This window comes from uncultured Roseibium sp. (assembly GCF_947496995.1).
Lineage (GTDB): Bacteria > Pseudomonadota > Alphaproteobacteria > Rhizobiales > Stappiaceae > Roseibium.
On the sequence record NZ_CANMFD010000001.1, the window covers coordinates 723,667 to 737,994 of the forward strand.

Annotated in this window: 12 protein-coding genes and 3 pseudogenes; 4 read left to right on the plus strand and 11 right to left on the minus strand. The window is 62.1% G+C overall.

From position 1 onward, the window contains the following. Positions 1–134: 134 nt before the first annotated feature. From cobM to Q1B40_RS03255, 8 genes are read right to left on the minus strand one after another with little or no spacing between them, the layout of a single operon-like run. On the minus strand, positions 135–908 hold the full coding sequence (cobM, locus tag Q1B40_RS03220; protein WP_299809922.1) for a precorrin-4 C(11)-methyltransferase: 774 nt from the start codon (positions 906–908) through the stop codon (positions 135–137). Continuing rightward, positions 905–2,791, minus strand: coding sequence for a precorrin-3B C(17)-methyltransferase (gene cobJ / locus Q1B40_RS03225; RefSeq protein ID WP_299809924.1), 1,887 nt, complete (start codon positions 2,789–2,791; stop codon positions 905–907). The genes cobM and cobJ overlap by 4 nt, the downstream gene beginning before the upstream one ends. Then, positions 2,761–3,486, minus strand: coding sequence for a precorrin-2 C(20)-methyltransferase (cobI, locus tag Q1B40_RS03230; protein ID WP_299809926.1), 726 nt, complete (start codon positions 3,484–3,486; stop codon positions 2,761–2,763). Before cobI ends, cobJ begins: the two co-directional genes overlap by 31 nt. Continuing rightward, complete coding sequence (gene cbiE, locus Q1B40_RS03235; RefSeq protein ID WP_299809928.1) at positions 3,483–4,682, minus strand: precorrin-6y C5,15-methyltransferase (decarboxylating) subunit CbiE; 1,200 nt, start codon at positions 4,680–4,682, stop codon at positions 3,483–3,485. The genes cobI and cbiE overlap by 4 nt, the downstream gene beginning before the upstream one ends. Then, entirely contained in the window at positions 4,679–4,945 is a 267-nt protein-coding gene (locus tag Q1B40_RS03240) for a hypothetical protein (RefSeq protein ID WP_299809931.1), read from the minus strand. The genes cbiE and Q1B40_RS03240 overlap by 4 nt, the downstream gene beginning before the upstream one ends. 1 nt (position 4,946) lies before the next feature. Continuing rightward, positions 4,947–5,603 carry a precorrin-8X methylmutase gene (locus Q1B40_RS03245; protein WP_299809934.1) on the minus strand — a complete coding sequence of 219 codons (657 nt, stop codon included), beginning with the start codon at positions 5,601–5,603 and terminating at the stop codon, positions 4,947–4,949. Further along, on the minus strand, positions 5,600–6,724 hold the full coding sequence (locus Q1B40_RS03250; protein ID WP_299809937.1) for a sirohydrochlorin chelatase: 1,125 nt from the start codon (positions 6,722–6,724) through the stop codon (positions 5,600–5,602). Before Q1B40_RS03250 ends, Q1B40_RS03245 begins: the two co-directional genes overlap by 4 nt. Then, a complete protein-coding gene (locus Q1B40_RS03255) occupies positions 6,724–6,963 on the minus strand; it encodes a DUF6732 family protein (protein WP_299809940.1) in 240 nt (79 codons plus the stop codon). Before Q1B40_RS03255 ends, Q1B40_RS03250 begins: the two co-directional genes overlap by 1 nt. Before the next feature lie 426 nt (positions 6,964–7,389). On the opposite strand from Q1B40_RS03255, the gene Q1B40_RS03260 reads away from it, so the two are divergent. Both Q1B40_RS03260 and Q1B40_RS03265 read left to right on the plus strand, forming a co-directional pair. Continuing rightward, complete coding sequence (locus Q1B40_RS03260; RefSeq protein WP_299809942.1) at positions 7,390–7,761, plus strand: DUF2946 family protein; 372 nt, start codon at positions 7,390–7,392, stop codon at positions 7,759–7,761. 84 nt (positions 7,762–7,845) lie between these two features. Continuing rightward, positions 7,846–9,252 (plus strand): PepSY domain-containing protein, encoded by a 1,407-nt coding sequence (locus tag Q1B40_RS03265; protein ID WP_299809945.1) that lies wholly within the window; start codon positions 7,846–7,848, stop codon positions 9,250–9,252. A gap of 30 nt (positions 9,253–9,282) precedes the next feature. Here the strand turns inward: Q1B40_RS03265 and Q1B40_RS03270 are convergent. Together Q1B40_RS03270 and Q1B40_RS03275 are read right to left on the minus strand one after the other, a co-directional pair. Next, positions 9,283–10,077, minus strand: a pseudogene (locus Q1B40_RS03270) (PP2C family protein-serine/threonine phosphatase); the annotation flags it as partial. A gap of 153 nt (positions 10,078–10,230) precedes the next feature. Continuing rightward, positions 10,231–11,025 (minus strand): annotated as a pseudogene (locus tag Q1B40_RS03275) (DUF3365 domain-containing protein); the annotation flags it as partial. 72 nt (positions 11,026–11,097) lie between these two features. On the opposite strand from Q1B40_RS03275, the gene Q1B40_RS03280 reads away from it, so the two are divergent. Then, positions 11,098–11,616 (plus strand): ACT domain-containing protein, encoded by a 519-nt coding sequence (locus tag Q1B40_RS03280; RefSeq protein WP_299809948.1) that lies wholly within the window; start codon positions 11,098–11,100, stop codon positions 11,614–11,616. Positions 11,617–11,701: 85 nt separating this feature from the next. Here the strand turns inward: Q1B40_RS03280 and Q1B40_RS03285 are convergent, their stop codons facing one another. Continuing rightward, positions 11,702–12,994, minus strand: coding sequence for an Hsp70 family protein (locus tag Q1B40_RS03285; protein ID WP_299809951.1), 1,293 nt, complete (start codon positions 12,992–12,994; stop codon positions 11,702–11,704). A 260-nt stretch (positions 12,995–13,254) separates the two neighbouring features. Here Q1B40_RS03285 and Q1B40_RS03290 point away from each other — a divergent pair. Continuing rightward, positions 13,255–14,304: pseudogene (locus tag Q1B40_RS03290) on the plus strand (IS630 family transposase). The last annotated feature ends 24 nt before the right edge of the window (positions 14,305–14,328 follow it).

Below are 14,328 nucleotides of genomic sequence, written 5' to 3' on the forward strand. Positions count from 1 at the left end.
TCTGGTGTGGTGAGGTCAGGATAGGCGTATCCGATGCTGCAATGCAAATGCGCGCACGTTGGCGATGGAATGCCGGCTCACGCCTGCCGAGACACCGGTCGATGAGATAGGCGCTTGTTCCTGGCGGCGCGGAATCAGCCCTTCGCCTTCTTCTTCGGACGCAGCACGTGCACGTGGTCGGCGTCGTAAAGCGCACTGTCGCGGAAGTCTTCGCCCGGCTTGAGAGCGTGGCCGACGAAGATCAGCGCCGTACGGGTGATCTTCGAGGCGCGCACCTTGCCTGCGATTGTCGACAGCGTGCCGTGAATGAAGGCCTGGTCCGGCCAGCCGACGCGGTAGGCGACAATCACCGGACAGTCCGGTCCGTAATGGGGCACGAGCTGGCGCTCGACCTCGCGCAGGTTGCGGATCGACAGGTGAATGGCGAGAGTCGCACCGCTTTTGCCGAGCGTGTCCAGATCCTCGTTGTTGGGCATGGCCGAGGACTGCATGGCAGTGCGGGTGACGATGATCGTCTGCGCGACTTCCGGAATGGTCAGCTCGGTCTTGAGAGCGGCGGCGGCGGCTGCGAACGCCGGCACGCCGGGCGTGACGTCATAGTCGATGCCGAGTGCATCCAGCCGGCGCATCTGCTCCGCCGTGGCGCCATAGATGGAGGGATCGCCGGAATGGACCCGGGCGACATCCTGCCCTTTCGCGTGGGCGGTTTCGATCTCGCCGATGATCTCGTCCAGCGTCATCGGTGCGGTGTCGACCACGCGCGCGCCTTCCGGGGCCGCGGCGACGATCTGTTCCGGCACCAGCGAGCCGGCATAAAGACAGACGGGGCAGGACTGGATCAGCCTAAGGCCCCGTACGGTGATGAGGTCCGGATCGCCCGGTCCCGCGCCGATGAAATGAACGGTCATTGAGTGTCTTCCGGGGTCTGGGGATCGCTCTGATCCGTGGATTGAGGTGTGTCGTCCTGCCGGGCTTTGGGAGCGTCGATGCGCTTGGCATAACCGCGCGGCGTATAGACGAAGGGCTTGCCGTCGCCTTTCATCACCGTCCTGGTGTTCGACGAGCCGACGAGAACCGTGGTCAGCATGTCGACGTCATCCACTTTCAGCGCTTCCAGGGTTGTCACCCGCACGGTTTCTTCAGGCCGCCCGAGGTTGACGCCGAGAATGACGGGAGTGGCGGCGGACCGGTGCTGCAGCAGTATCTCGCGCGCTTCCGCCAACTGGGTCCTGCGGCGCCTGGAGACCGGATTGTAGAAGGCGATGACGAAATCGCCCTCGGCGGCCGCTTTCAGGCGTTTTTCGATCACTTCCCAGGGCGTCAGGAGATCGGACAGGGAAATGGCGCAGAAATCGTGACCGAGCGGCGCGCCGATACGGGCCGAACAGGCCTGCAGAGCGGAAATTCCGGGCGCATTGGTGATGCTGACACGCTTTGCCGCATCCGAAACGCCGCCGAAGGCCTCCTCGCGGTGGAGCAACTCGTACACCAGTGTGCCCATCGCATAGATGCCGGCATCTCCTGAGGAGATCAGCGCGACAGTCTTGCCCTTGCCCGCTTCTTCAAGGGCAAAGCGCACCCGGTCTTCCTCCGCGCCGAGCGGGAAGTTGTGGAGGGTCTTGCCGGCAATGTGGCGTTCGACGATATCCAGATAAAGCGAATAGCCGACGACATCGGTCGCCTGTGTCAGCAGTGCGGTCGCCTCGGGGGTCCGCCAGTCGTCCTTGCCCGGTCCGATGCCGATGACCGAAAGGTGCCCGCGTGCGCGGCCGACATTTTCCGCATCGATGAAATTGGGCGTCCGTGCGATGGCGCATGTGGCGTTGTCGGTCTTCTGCTTTTCAACCGTCAGCGTTCCGAAGGCGCCGGAAGCCGCAAGGGCCGCCCCTTCCGAAACGCCATGGCAGCCGACCTCCGCGAACACCACGTTGGACGGGTTTTTCAGCCGCGGTGTTTCGCGCTGCAACTCGACCGCCGAAAAGACCCGCAGCGGCACATCAAGATGCTCCGCAAGCGCGGTGACAGCGGCTTCGTCGGCCTTCAGGTCGATGGAGGCGACGCAGGCGACAGCGCCTCTGGCGATATTCGCCTCGGCAAGGTTCTGCTCGACCAGGTCGATCAGTTCCTCAGGCGAGCACCCGCGGGCACAGCCGACGCCAACGGCATATTTCAACGGATTGTAGACGAGCCGCGTCGGGCTGCCGTCCAGGGGATATTCCGTTGCGGCCAGGGTGATGGCGGCGTCCTCTGCCTGCAGCAGCTTTGCCTCTCGCAGCCAGTCCGCCTTGCCCTCGATGCGCACAGGCGCACCGGAAAGCAGTTCGGCCATCACCGGTTTGGCGTCGTCCGGGTTCGCAAGACGCCAGCCTTTCGGGGGCACGTCGAGGGCAATCCCCAGCTTGGTATCGCCAGCGGTGGTGATCGCCGCATGGCCGCCAAGGGCCTTGGCCAGCAGACGTGCCAGTTCATTGGCGCCGCGATGGCCGCCGAGAAGCGGCACGATGCTTGAGCCGTCCTCGGAGACGGCGATCACCGGAGGCTCGTTGCGTTTGTCCGACAGGATCGGGGCGAGGGCGCGGATCAGAATTCCGCTGGCGCAGAACCCGACGATTGGGTGCCCCGCCTTGAACAGCAGTTGCAGATGCTCGACGGTCTCGTTGAACTGCGTGTCGGCCGTCGGCACACGGCCGGCAAGACCGTGAATGCGCGCGGTTGAAAACCGGCCTGCAATGTCCTGGGCGGTGTCGAGGCCGGCCTGGTTCAGGACGAATAGGATGGGGGAAGCGTCCACGCTTCTTCTCCCTTGTAGATGAGGATCATGGAAAAATAGGGGGCGGTTTCCGCATCGAGGTCAACGAGGCGGTGCACTTTTTGCTCAGGTAAGCTTGCACGCTCCACATACCCCGCCTTGTCGATGAGGTCCATCTCGGCGAGCAGGGCCTTGAGACGGGCGAGGTGGCGGCCGACCTTCATGATGACGACCGCCTGAGCCTGATCGATCCTGCTGCGGATCTCGGCATCGGGCAGGGGACCGGGAATGACCGTCATCACGTCGTTTCGCGATGTCAGCGGCCGGCGGAGCTGTGCCGCGCAGGCGGTCAGCGACGTGACCCCGGGCACGATCTCGATGGAAAATCTGTCGGCGAGGCGTTCGAACAGATACATGAAGGAGCCGTAGAAAAACGGGTCGCCCTCGCAGAGTGTGACCACATCCTGTCCGGTTTCCAGAACCGCCGCGATTTCCTTCGCGGCACGGTCGTAGATCTCCTGCGCCGGAAACCGGTCGGTGCGCATCGGCACGACGATCGGGATCTCGCGGACGCCAGACGGCAGCGCACCGGCGGCGATGGAGCGGGCGAAGCTTTCGCCGCTGTCGGGAGCCGGATAGGCGATCACTTCGGCGCTGGAAATCAGCCGGTGGGCTTTCAGGGTCATCAGCTCCGGATCGCCGGGGCCGAGACCGATGCCGTAAAGGGTTCCGCTCATGCTCTGGTGAGGCTCCATTGGGTGACCGGCATCGACGGGCGCCAGCCGGTCAGGCCGCCGACGGCGCTTGCCCGGTGAACGGAGAGCTTTTTCAAGCTGCCGCCAAGGCTTTGGTAGGCCGACATGAGGATCGCCTCGCTTTCCAGCGTGACGGCGTTGGCGACAAGCCGCCCGCCGGGCTCAAGCGCATTGAGGGCCGTCTCGACGATCCCGGGCGCGGTCAGGCCGCCGCCGATGAAGATCGCATCCGGCTGCGGCAGTCCTTCCAGTCCTTCGGGAGCCTGAACATCCTTCAGTTCAAGCTGCGGCACTCCGAGTGCAATGGCGTTTTCAGCCGCCATCTGTCGGCGCTCCGCGTGGGGCTCCAGTCCGATGGCCCGCGTCCGGTCCGCTGCGCGCAGCCACTCGATGGCAATCGATCCGCACCCGGCGCCGATATCCCACAGGAGTGCGCCCGGAAACGGCTTCAGTTCGGCGAGCGTGACCGCGCGGATATCCTGCTTGGTCATCTTGCCGTCATGGCGGAAGGCTTCATCGGGCAGGCCCGGTGTTCGGGCGCGCACCCGCAGGCCCGGATCGGCAACGGCCTCGATTGCCAGCGTATGGAAGTCGGCAACCTCGCCGGACCAGTCTTCCGCCGTCGCCGTGACGATGCGTTCCTTTTCCCCGCCAAGATGTTCCAGAACGGTCATCCGTGTCCGGCCGTATCCCTCATCGGCAAGAAGATCCGCTACCTGGCGCGGAGCGTCCGCGTTGCTGGTAAGCGCCAGAATGCGTGCTCGCGGATAAAGCGCGGCGCGCAGCAGATCGACGGAACGGCCGTGAACCGAAAGACACTCGGTGTCCTGCAACGCCCAGCCGAGGCGGGATGCCGCGAGCTGGAAAGCGGAAAGAGACGGCAGCACCGTCATCTCTTCCGCACTGAAGTGTTTGAGGAGCGAAGCGCCGATCCCGTACCACATCGGATCTCCGGTCGCGAGCACGGCAACCTTGCTGTTCGTGCAGGTTTTCAGATCCTCGAAAACGGACGAGAACGGGCTCGGCCAGGCTCTCTTTTCAGCCTTCAGCGGCCCGGCCAGCTCGAGGTGGCGGGTGCCGCCATAGACGATGTCGGCCGAAGACAACGCCTCCGCGCCGCCCGGCGCTGGCACGCCGTCCTCGCCGATACCGATCAGCGTCAGCCATGGCGAACTCATTTGTCCTCCAGCACGTAGGGCTTGACCTTTGCCTTGACCGGAAGCGTTTGCGGTTTGCCGTCGGAAGTTACGGAAACCGGACGCGAACCACGGGACCTGTGGTGTTTGTGCTCCGGCTCGCCAGGCGCTCCCGGTCCGGCCTTTGCCTGACTGCCGGGCTGCGACAGGAAGCCGAGCGAGCGCAGGGGCTTGTTGCCGGCGCGCGATTTTAGTCCCTGTTCCGGCGCCTGTTTCCGCCCCAATTTCCGGTTGTCTTCCGCCATCTCACTTTTCCTCCGGCAGACCGGCGGCAAGTGCATTGACAGCGGCAGCGGCCATCGCGGACCCGCCACGGCGGCCTTTGACGGCCAGAAAGGGAATACCGAACGGATTGGCGATCAGCGCGTCCTTGGATTCCGCCGCGCCGACAAATCCGACGGGGAACCCGAGAATGAGCGCCGGTTTCGGAGCGCCTGCTGCAATTGCTTCCAGAAGATGGAACAGGGCGGTCGGCGCATTTCCGATCGCCACCACGGCCCCTTCGAGCCGGCTTCGCCACAACTCCACCGCCGCAGCGGAGCGGGTCGTGCCCAGCTTTGCCGCAAGACCGGGAACGGCGGCGTCGTTCAAGGTGCACCGGACGTCGGTACCTTCCGGCAGGCGGGAGCGGATGATGCCGTGCGCCACCATTTCAACGTCGCAGAGAACCGCGCTCCCCTTCGTGAAGGCATCCTGCGCCGCGGCAGACACACCATCGGACCAGGCGAGATCCTGCGGCAGATCCGTCATGCCGCAGGCATGGATCAGGCGGATGACCACCGGATGCAGGTCCTCGGGAAGGCGTGAAAGGTCGGCCTCCGCCCGCACGATCGAAAAGGACTGCCGGTAAATCGCCGCAGGGTCCTTTTCATAGGCGTAGGGCTGGCAGGGCTCACTGTTCACGGTTTCCCCGATCCTTGCCGGTTCAGCGACTTCGGTCCGTGCGGGTGGTCCGCATGCGGATAGGGAGGGTGGTGGTGACCGTGGTCGTGCCCATGTGCATGGTCGTGATCATGTGTGTGGCCATGCCCGTGCTCATGCGTGTGCGGGTGATCATGCGCGTGATCATGATGATGATGGCTGGCGGCCTGCACCTGTTTCTCGCAGGCACCGGTGCAGATTTCCTCGCAAAGCCGGCATTCGGCTTCCGCGCCGAGGCCTTCCACATGATGGTGGTGGCTTTCTTGCGCGAGGCCCACCTCCGCCTCGAAGCCGAGCACCTGTTCGCGGTACTTGCACAACTGGCAGTTCATCAGGTTGGCGCCCTGCAGGATTTCCTGCACCCTGTCCGCCATGGTGTCGATCACCTGGGGGTGATCGTTCAGGTAGCCCGCCTTCAGAAACTCGATATCGGGATGCCCGGCCGCGACCTCGTCGGTCGTGCCGTAAATCCGTTGCACCAGAACGCCGGTGAAAAGGAAATAGGGAAAAACGATGACGCGCTTGTAGCCGAGCTTCGCCGCGTGCTCCAGGCCGGCGCCAACGAGCGGGAAGGTGACGCCCGAATAGCAGGTCTCCGCCCAGCCGAAGCCGAAGCCTTCCCACAGCATGCGCGTGATCTTGGAGACATTGGAATTGGCGTCCGGATCGGAAGCTCCGCGCCCCACCACCATCAACAGCGTTTGATGCAGCGGGACGTCGCTGTTGGCCGTGTCGATGGCCTCCTGGATGCGTGCCGCGGCGGCTTTCACCATGCGCGTGTCGACAGCCAGTTCCCGGCCATAGGAGATCGTCATCTCCGGATGTTTGGCCTGATAGGTGTTCAGCACGGAAGGTATGTCGTTCTTGGCGTGACCGGCGGCAAACAGCATGCCCGGCACCGCCAGAACGCGCGTGCATCCGGCTTCCCGCAGCCTGTTCAGGCCGTCATGGATGACCGGATTGGCAAATTCCAGATAGCCGTATTCCACCGGCCAGTCCGGGAAACGGGCCTTGAGGCCTTTCGCAAGCTGGGCGAACTGCTTGACGGCACCCTTGTTGCGGCTGCCGTGACCGCAGATCATAAGCCCGAGTTTGTCAGCCATCAGGCGGTCTCTCCGGCGGTCTCTTCCTCGGCCGTTTCGGCTTCCGGAGCCTCGTCTGTCTGCTTCTTCTTGCGGCCCTGAAGCGCAATGATACCGGCAACAAGAGCCGCTCCGGCCAGCGCCGCGGCACCGATCCAGTGGGAATGGCCCGCAAGCTCGCCCAGATGCCCGCCATGAGCGAAGGCGGACGTGGGAATGAATACGGCGGCGAGGCCGGCAAGAATGGTCCGGTGGAACATGAGTCTCCCCCATTTGGCAGGTGCCGGGACGGCGGTTGATGGTGCCGGCGGTAAGGGAGATGAAAGCAAACAAGAACAAAAAGCCGGCCGCGAGCCATTCTGCCGCGAAACATGCTTTTGCAAATGCCCTGGACAGCTCCGGCCTTGGTCCCCTGAATGGGTCAACCGCATCCGGAATCGCTTTCAGTCCCTTGCAAGGACGCCGTCAGTTTGCGGCACCTTAGGGGAGGCCTTCTGGCGGATCAAGCGCGAATCCGACATCCCCTGTCCGGAAAAGGCAGCCGGAGGTTTCCTCACGAAAACACCTTGGCGATTTCGCCGATTTCAGCATTTGTCTTTCCCGCCCCGTTGAATTAGAGAAGGACCATTCTCGAACTGGGGTATTGGGGCGTGAGGCGTTTCCGGCGGCAATTTCCGGATATGAAGATGGCAGTCAGGGCATTGCTCCTGCTGCCGTTCCTGCTTGCCGGGCTGGTGCCGCAGGGCTACATGCCGGCGGTGCAGGCCGACGGCGGTTTCACGGTCACGCTGTGCACCACCGAAGGCCTCAAATCCATAACGCTTGACGCCAACGGCGTCGAAATCCCCCCTGGTTCCGGGCAGGACGACCCGGACCGCAGCGCGTCCGGACACTGCCTTTTTGCAGGTGTCGGCGCATTTGCCGTCCTTCACGAAACGCCCAAGTTTCCGATCGCCGTCTCCGCCGCGCCGAGTGGCCGACCAGCGCTGTCCGACGTCCGGCTTTCCTATCTGGTCCGGGGACAGAACGACGCCCGGGCGCCGCCGCTCGCAGGCTGATCTTCCTTTTCGAATTCAAATGCAAATTGATACCGGGTCGTCCCTGTGGCTTCACAGCGGACAACACCCGTTTATGGAGATCTCATGAGCGAGACACTTGAGAGCGCACGGCCTATGCCGGTGCCGAACCGGTTTTATCTGGCTGCCTGGCGGTGGCACTTCTATTCGGGCATTTTTGTCGTACCGTTTCTGATGGTCCTCGCCGTCACCGGAATGATGATGATGTACATCGGCTATTTCGACGGTCGGGACGGCGAAAATATTACGGTTCCGGTCCCGCAGGACCAAACGCCCCTGAGCGTTTCCGCGCAAGGGGAAGCGGCCCTGAAAACCTTGCCCGGCGGCACCATCGTCGAATGGCTCAAGGGACGTGCCGCCGACAATGTTTCGGTGTTCAGGATCAATGAGGGAGGCGTCCAGACGATGGTCGCCGTCGATCCCTACAAGGGGGAGGCCGTTGACAGCTGGGTCCGCCGGCAGGGCTGGTATGATTTCGCCGACAACATTCACAGCGAACTGCTTCTGGGCACGACGGGTGACAGGCTGCTGGAAATCGCCGCGGGCTTGTCGATCGTGCTTATTGCAACAGGTCTTTACCTGTGGTGGCCTCGGGACAGATCGTTCCTGCGCGCACTCGTTCCCGACCTTGCGGGCAAGGGGCGGTCGTTCTGGAAGGAGCTTCATTCCAGCGTCGGCGTGACTGTTTCCGTCTTGCTGCTGGTATTCCTCATTACAGGCATGTCCTGGACCGGGATATGGGGCGGCAAGATCGTTCAGGCCTGGAGCACGTTTCCGGCGGAAAAATGGGACAATGTCCCGCTGTCCGATGACACGCACGCATCCATGAACCACGGGGCGATCTCCGACGTGCCCTGGGCGCTGGAACAGACACCCATGCCAGCCTCCGGGTCGAAAGCAGGCGAGTCCGGTACCCCGCCCGGCGTTCCGGTCAACATCGACAGTGTGGCTCTGCTCGCTGGGGATATCGGCTTCAACGCCCGCTACCGCATTTCCTATCCCAATGGCAATCAGGGCGTCTGGACCATCAACCAGGACACGATGAGCGCGGATGCGGAAGATCCGTTCTCCGACCGCACGGTGCATGTGGATCGGCACACGGGCCGTGTTCTGGCGAATGTGGCCTTCGCTGACTATTCGCTCGCCGGCAAGGCGATGGCTGTCGGAATCCCTTTTCACATGGGCCTGATGGGGATCTGGAACCTGGTGCTCAACACCCTGGTGTGTCTTGCCGTCATGACGCTGTGTGTCAGCGGCATTGTCATGTGGTGGCTTCGCCGCCCGAAAAAGGCCGCGCTCAGGCTGTTCGCGCCAAGGGCTCCCGCCGATATGCCCCACTGGCGCGGTGCCATGGTCCTGATGCTGTTCCTGTCGCTGATGTTTCCGTTGGTCGGACTTACGCTCCTGTGCGCCCTTGCACTGGAGTATTTCGTCGTGGAACGCGTTTCGGCGCTGCGAAAAGCCCTGGGCTGACACGGGGTTCCAGGCGCCGGCGTCTGGAAACTATTTGTGGCGGATCACCAGAAGGGTGATGTCGTCATGCACCGTCTGACTGCCAATATGGTCCTTGAGGTCGCTGAGTACGCCCTCAAGGATCAGGGACGCCTTCGGCGCGCGATGCTTGCGGACGCTGCCCACCAGCCGGTCCAGACCGTAAAGTTCGCCGTCCGGGCTTTCGGCTTCGGTCACGCCGTCCGTATAGAGGACGATCATGTCGCCGGGACCGAATGGCAGGTCCCTGGTTTTGATGAAGGGTTCGATATCCTCGTCAAGACCGATGGGAAAGCCGAGATCGACCGTATCGACGATTTCGCAATCGCCGTTTTCCTTCAGCAGGATCAGTTCTTCGTGCTGGCCGGACAGGGTGACCTTGTCCCCCCCGAAATCCAGGAACGACAGGGTCAGGTGCTTGTCGGTTTTGGTGCGTTTGATGTTGCGGCAGACCGCGGTGTTGAGCGCGACGAGGAATTGCCTCGGATCGGACGGCCCGCGCTCCTGCAGCGCGACGGCGATGGACTGAACCATGAGCATCAGCACACCGCTTTCCAGTCCGTGTCCCGTGACATCGCCGATGCCGATCTTGACCCGGTCATCGAGCTGCAGGACATCGTAATAATCGCCGCCGACCTCATCGGCAGGTTCCATGAACGCGGCGATCTCCAGTTGATGAATGCCGCCGAGTTCGTCCTTGGTCGGCAGGACCATCATCTGGATCCGGCGGGCGACCTCGATTTCCGCCCCCAGGCGCAGGTTTTCCGAGGTGAGCTGCTCGTTCAGCCTGGCGATCTTGGTATTTGCCTGCGCCAGGTTGATGTTCATCTTGTGGAAGCGGGTGGCCTGGTGCCATTGCAGGCCGGTTACGGCGGCTCCGATCGCTCCGGCGCCTGCGAAATACAGCAGCAGGAACTTGAAGGACCAGAGGTTGGCGGCAATTGGCTGACTGATGGTGATGGCCTGAATGCCGCGCACATCGCCGACCGCCCAGTCTGTCTTCGGGCTTTCCGGATGGCTGTTGTGGCAGGAGACACAGGCTTCTCCCATCATGACGGGGGAGGCGATCTGGATCTTCCGGTCAAAGAATGACCCCGCGTACCCGATGACGACATCTTCCGGGTCCCGGCTTTTGCGGAAATCGACGAGTGCGGTCTGTTCGAACGCGCCGAGGTCGTGAGACTGGCGCTCTCTGAACGGCAGGTCCGAGACGAAGCGGTATTTCAGATTGCCTGCATCGCCGCCGATCACCTCGCCCAGTTCAATGGACAGCGTGGCCGGAATCGGAATGCCGCCGGGCGTATCGTGATACTCATGCGTCGGCGTCACCGTGCCGGGATTGTCCAAAACGCGCGCCACGACATTTTGTGCGTAATAGGTTCTGATCTTGCTGATCGCCTGGTCCAGATCGACAGCCTGTGACTTCAGCGAATCGTCCGAGAGGGCGCGCAGGTCCAGCCACACGGCAACCGGAAGCAGCGCCAGTCCGGCAACAACCAGCACCAGGAAAACCGCCGGGCGCTCGATGAGCGTAAGCCAGAACCTGTCTACACGGCGACGTTTTATCTGCTGCATCGGCGAACCTGAATTTTTCAACGGATCTGTATTAGGTAGAAGTATCATGAATGGCAACCGAACCAGAATTAGCCTTTCCCGGGCTCGGCAATGTGAGGTGTTCCATCTCCAGAGTGCGGGATCGGCGGCGAAATTCAGGCTCGTTTTGAACAGTCTGAATTTGTCTGGTTCAACCTGCATTCATATGAAATCATAGGGAAGCAGAAAAACCGACCCGATGAGGTCACTGCTCAGGAAACACCAAGAGGCGGCATGCAGACACATCTTGTTTTCACGGTCATAGCCCGGGACCGGCCGGGTCTTGTGGAACGCGTGGCCGACATCATCGCCGGTATGGGCGGAAACTGGATCGAAAGCTCCATGGCCCGCCTTGGCGGCGAATTTGCCGGCATTGTGCGCATAGTCATCGCCGGCGACAAGGCGGACGAGCTGGTTGTAAAGCTGCGGGCGCTGTCCGCGGACGGTATCGACATCACGCTCCGCTCCGACCAGACCGGCGCCGATGTGCCCCAGGGCGCGTTTGCCCATCTCGATCTCGTGTCCCAGGACCATCCGGGCATCCTGCGGGACATTACCCGCGTGCTGAGCGAGCAGGGCGTCAGCATCGAGCATCTGGAAACCGAAGTCGCGAGCGGTTCCATGCAGGGCGAAGCCCTGTTCAAGGCCTCCGCCGATCTGCGTCTGCCGTCCGGCCTGGCCCCGGCGGAGCTGAGCGAAGCGCTGCAGGAAACAGCGGCCGACCTGATGGCCGACGTCAAGCTGATCGACTGACAAAGGCGCCGCAAAAGGCAATCGCATGATTGCCGGACATGCTCGTCGGAGCTTTCTGCCGTCGGTCAACTGAGGGCAGGCAGTTTCAGGCGGCGACCGCCCAGTCCGCCGCGTCTTCACGCGCACCGATCAGCGCCAGGCCGTTGGCAACGGAGGTCAGTTCGTTACCGCCGGAGGTTTTCTCCGCGCCGAACCGGTTGGCGAACTGCCGGCGGACGGCCGGCACAAAGGAAGTGCCGCCGGTCATGAACACCCGGTCGATATCCGCTTCCCGCAATCCGGCCTTTTCCAGGGCTGTGTCCAGCGCCTTGTCCATCTTCTGCAGGTCCGGTGCGATCCAGCTTTCGAAATCGCGGCGCGTGACACTCGCTCTGAAGTCCTTGCCAAGCGGGGCGAAGACGAGCTCCGTTTCTTCTTCGCATGACAGCGCGGCTTTCGTCTCGGAGACGGACTTGTAGAGCGGATAGCCCTGGTCTTCCTCGACAAGATCGATAAACAGCTCGATCTTTTCCGGCGCCAGGCACCAGCGCAGCAGTTTCTTCATTTCCCGAAAATCATCGGACGTCTTGAAGATCGACAGAAGGTGCCAGCGGGCGAAATTGGAAAACAGGTTCGGCGGAATTTCCAGCACCTTGCCCATGCTCTTGTACATGGATCCCTTGCCCAGCCTCGGCAGCACCACGTTGTCGATGATCCGGTAGTCGAACGTATCGCCAGCAATGCCGATCCCGCCGCGCCCGAGCGGCGTTGCCGACAGGTGACCGGCATGGGTGTGAAAGCGCATCAGGGAATAGTCTGTCGTGCCGCCGCCAAGATCGGCAACCAGGATCGTGGTGTCCCTGTCCAGCGACTGCGCATAGGAAAACGCCGCGCCGACCGGTTCCATCACGAAGAGGATGTCCTCAAAGCCGAGCTTGCCGAAGGCGGCGCGGTAACGCGCCATGGCAAGTGTCTCGTTCGGATTATATCCGGCAAATTCCACCGGCCGCCCGACGACCAGCCGCACCGAAGACGGCTCGACGGCGGTGCCGGCCCGCTCGAAGGCGCACCTCAGGAAGGTCGCCATCAGGTCTTCGAACTCGAATCTGCTGCCATAGATGCCGGTGCCCTTGAACGCGGCACTCGCCGCGAAGGTTTTCAACGACTGAATGAAACGCACATCGCCGTAACTTTCCAGAAACTGCCGGATCGCCCAGGGCCCGACCTCCGGATGCGGCCGCTTCGCCGGCCCCATGTCCAGAAAGCTCAGCACCGTCGGCAACGACGCAAACGCCTCCTCCCCATCCCGAAACCCCATCGCCCGCGTCCCCCCGCCCCCATCCGCCGAAACGGCAACGGTGTTCGAGGTCCCGAAATCAAGGCCGATGGTGCGGATCATGGGACAGGTCCTTTTGGTAAATAAGACGGGCCTTATGTACATTCCGCAAAGGGGCAGACAAACAGAATTTAGGATACTTCCATACTTTCTCGAAATCCTTCGAGGGTGACTCGCACTGGAGTTTCGGAATAGTCTGTTCGATTCCCTACGGCCTCTTCAATTATAGGCTCTTTTTACCAAGCCCAATTGGTTGTGACTCATATTTGAGCTTCCCTTTTCAGGGCAAATCATGATTCACGATGGCAAACAGGGAGTTTGCCATGGGTAGCCGGATTTCACTTCGCGATGATTTTGATGGCGGGACGCTGCGGCGTCTGGCCAAACAATCAAGCGATGCCAATCGAATGCGGCGTTCGCTGGCGCTTGCCTCGATCTACGACGGTGGCAAGCGCCTTGAGGCGGCCAGGATCGGCGGGGTGACCCTTCAAATTGTTCGAGACTGGGTGTTGCGCTTCAACTCTGAAGGCTCGGAGGGGCTCGTTGACCGCAAACCTCCCGGTGCTGTGCCCAAGCTGACACCTGAACACCGCACGGCCTTGGCGCGGATTGTTGAAGACGGGCCGATCCCGGCAGTCCATGGCGTGGTCCGTTGGCGGATCAAGGATCTGGTCGTCTGGCTCCATGAGGAGTTCGGCTTGAGCGTGGCCGAAAGCACGGTGCGTGGAACCTTGAAGGATATGGGCTTTGTGAAGCTGACGGCCCGTCCGCGCCACCATGGCCAGAACGAAGATGCGCTGGAGGCTTTTAAAAAAAGGTTCCCCGCAGAACTCAAGGCCCTCAAAGCTCGTCTGGGTCTGCGGACACCGGTAGAGATCTGGTGGCAAGACGAGGCCCGGGTCGGTCAGAAGACAAAGATCACAAGGCAGTGGGCGCACAAGGGAACCCGGCATGTCGCCCCAAAGGACCGGCGGACGAAATCAGTATGGATCTTCGGCGCCATATGCCCGGCAGCCGGTCTTGTTGTCCTCCGGTGCAACACGGCCATGATGCAGCTTCACCTTGATGAAATCTCCGCTCATGTTGCTCCCGGGGCGCATGCGGTTCTGATTATGGACCGGGCTGAATGGCACATGACCGGAAAGCTTCAAGTGCCCGACAACATCACGATCCTGCATTTGCCGCCCAAAGCGCCGGAGCTCAATCCGGTAGAGAATGTCTGACAGTTCATGCGCGAAAACTGGCTCTCAAACCGCGTCTTCATGTCCTGCAAGGAGATCCTCGACCTGTGCTGCAGGGCTTGGAACAAGCTTGTCGAGCAACCATGGACCATAATGTCAATCGGCCGCCGGCAATGGGCTCATCTGTTCTGATCAATTGCGCTTGGTATTAATTAT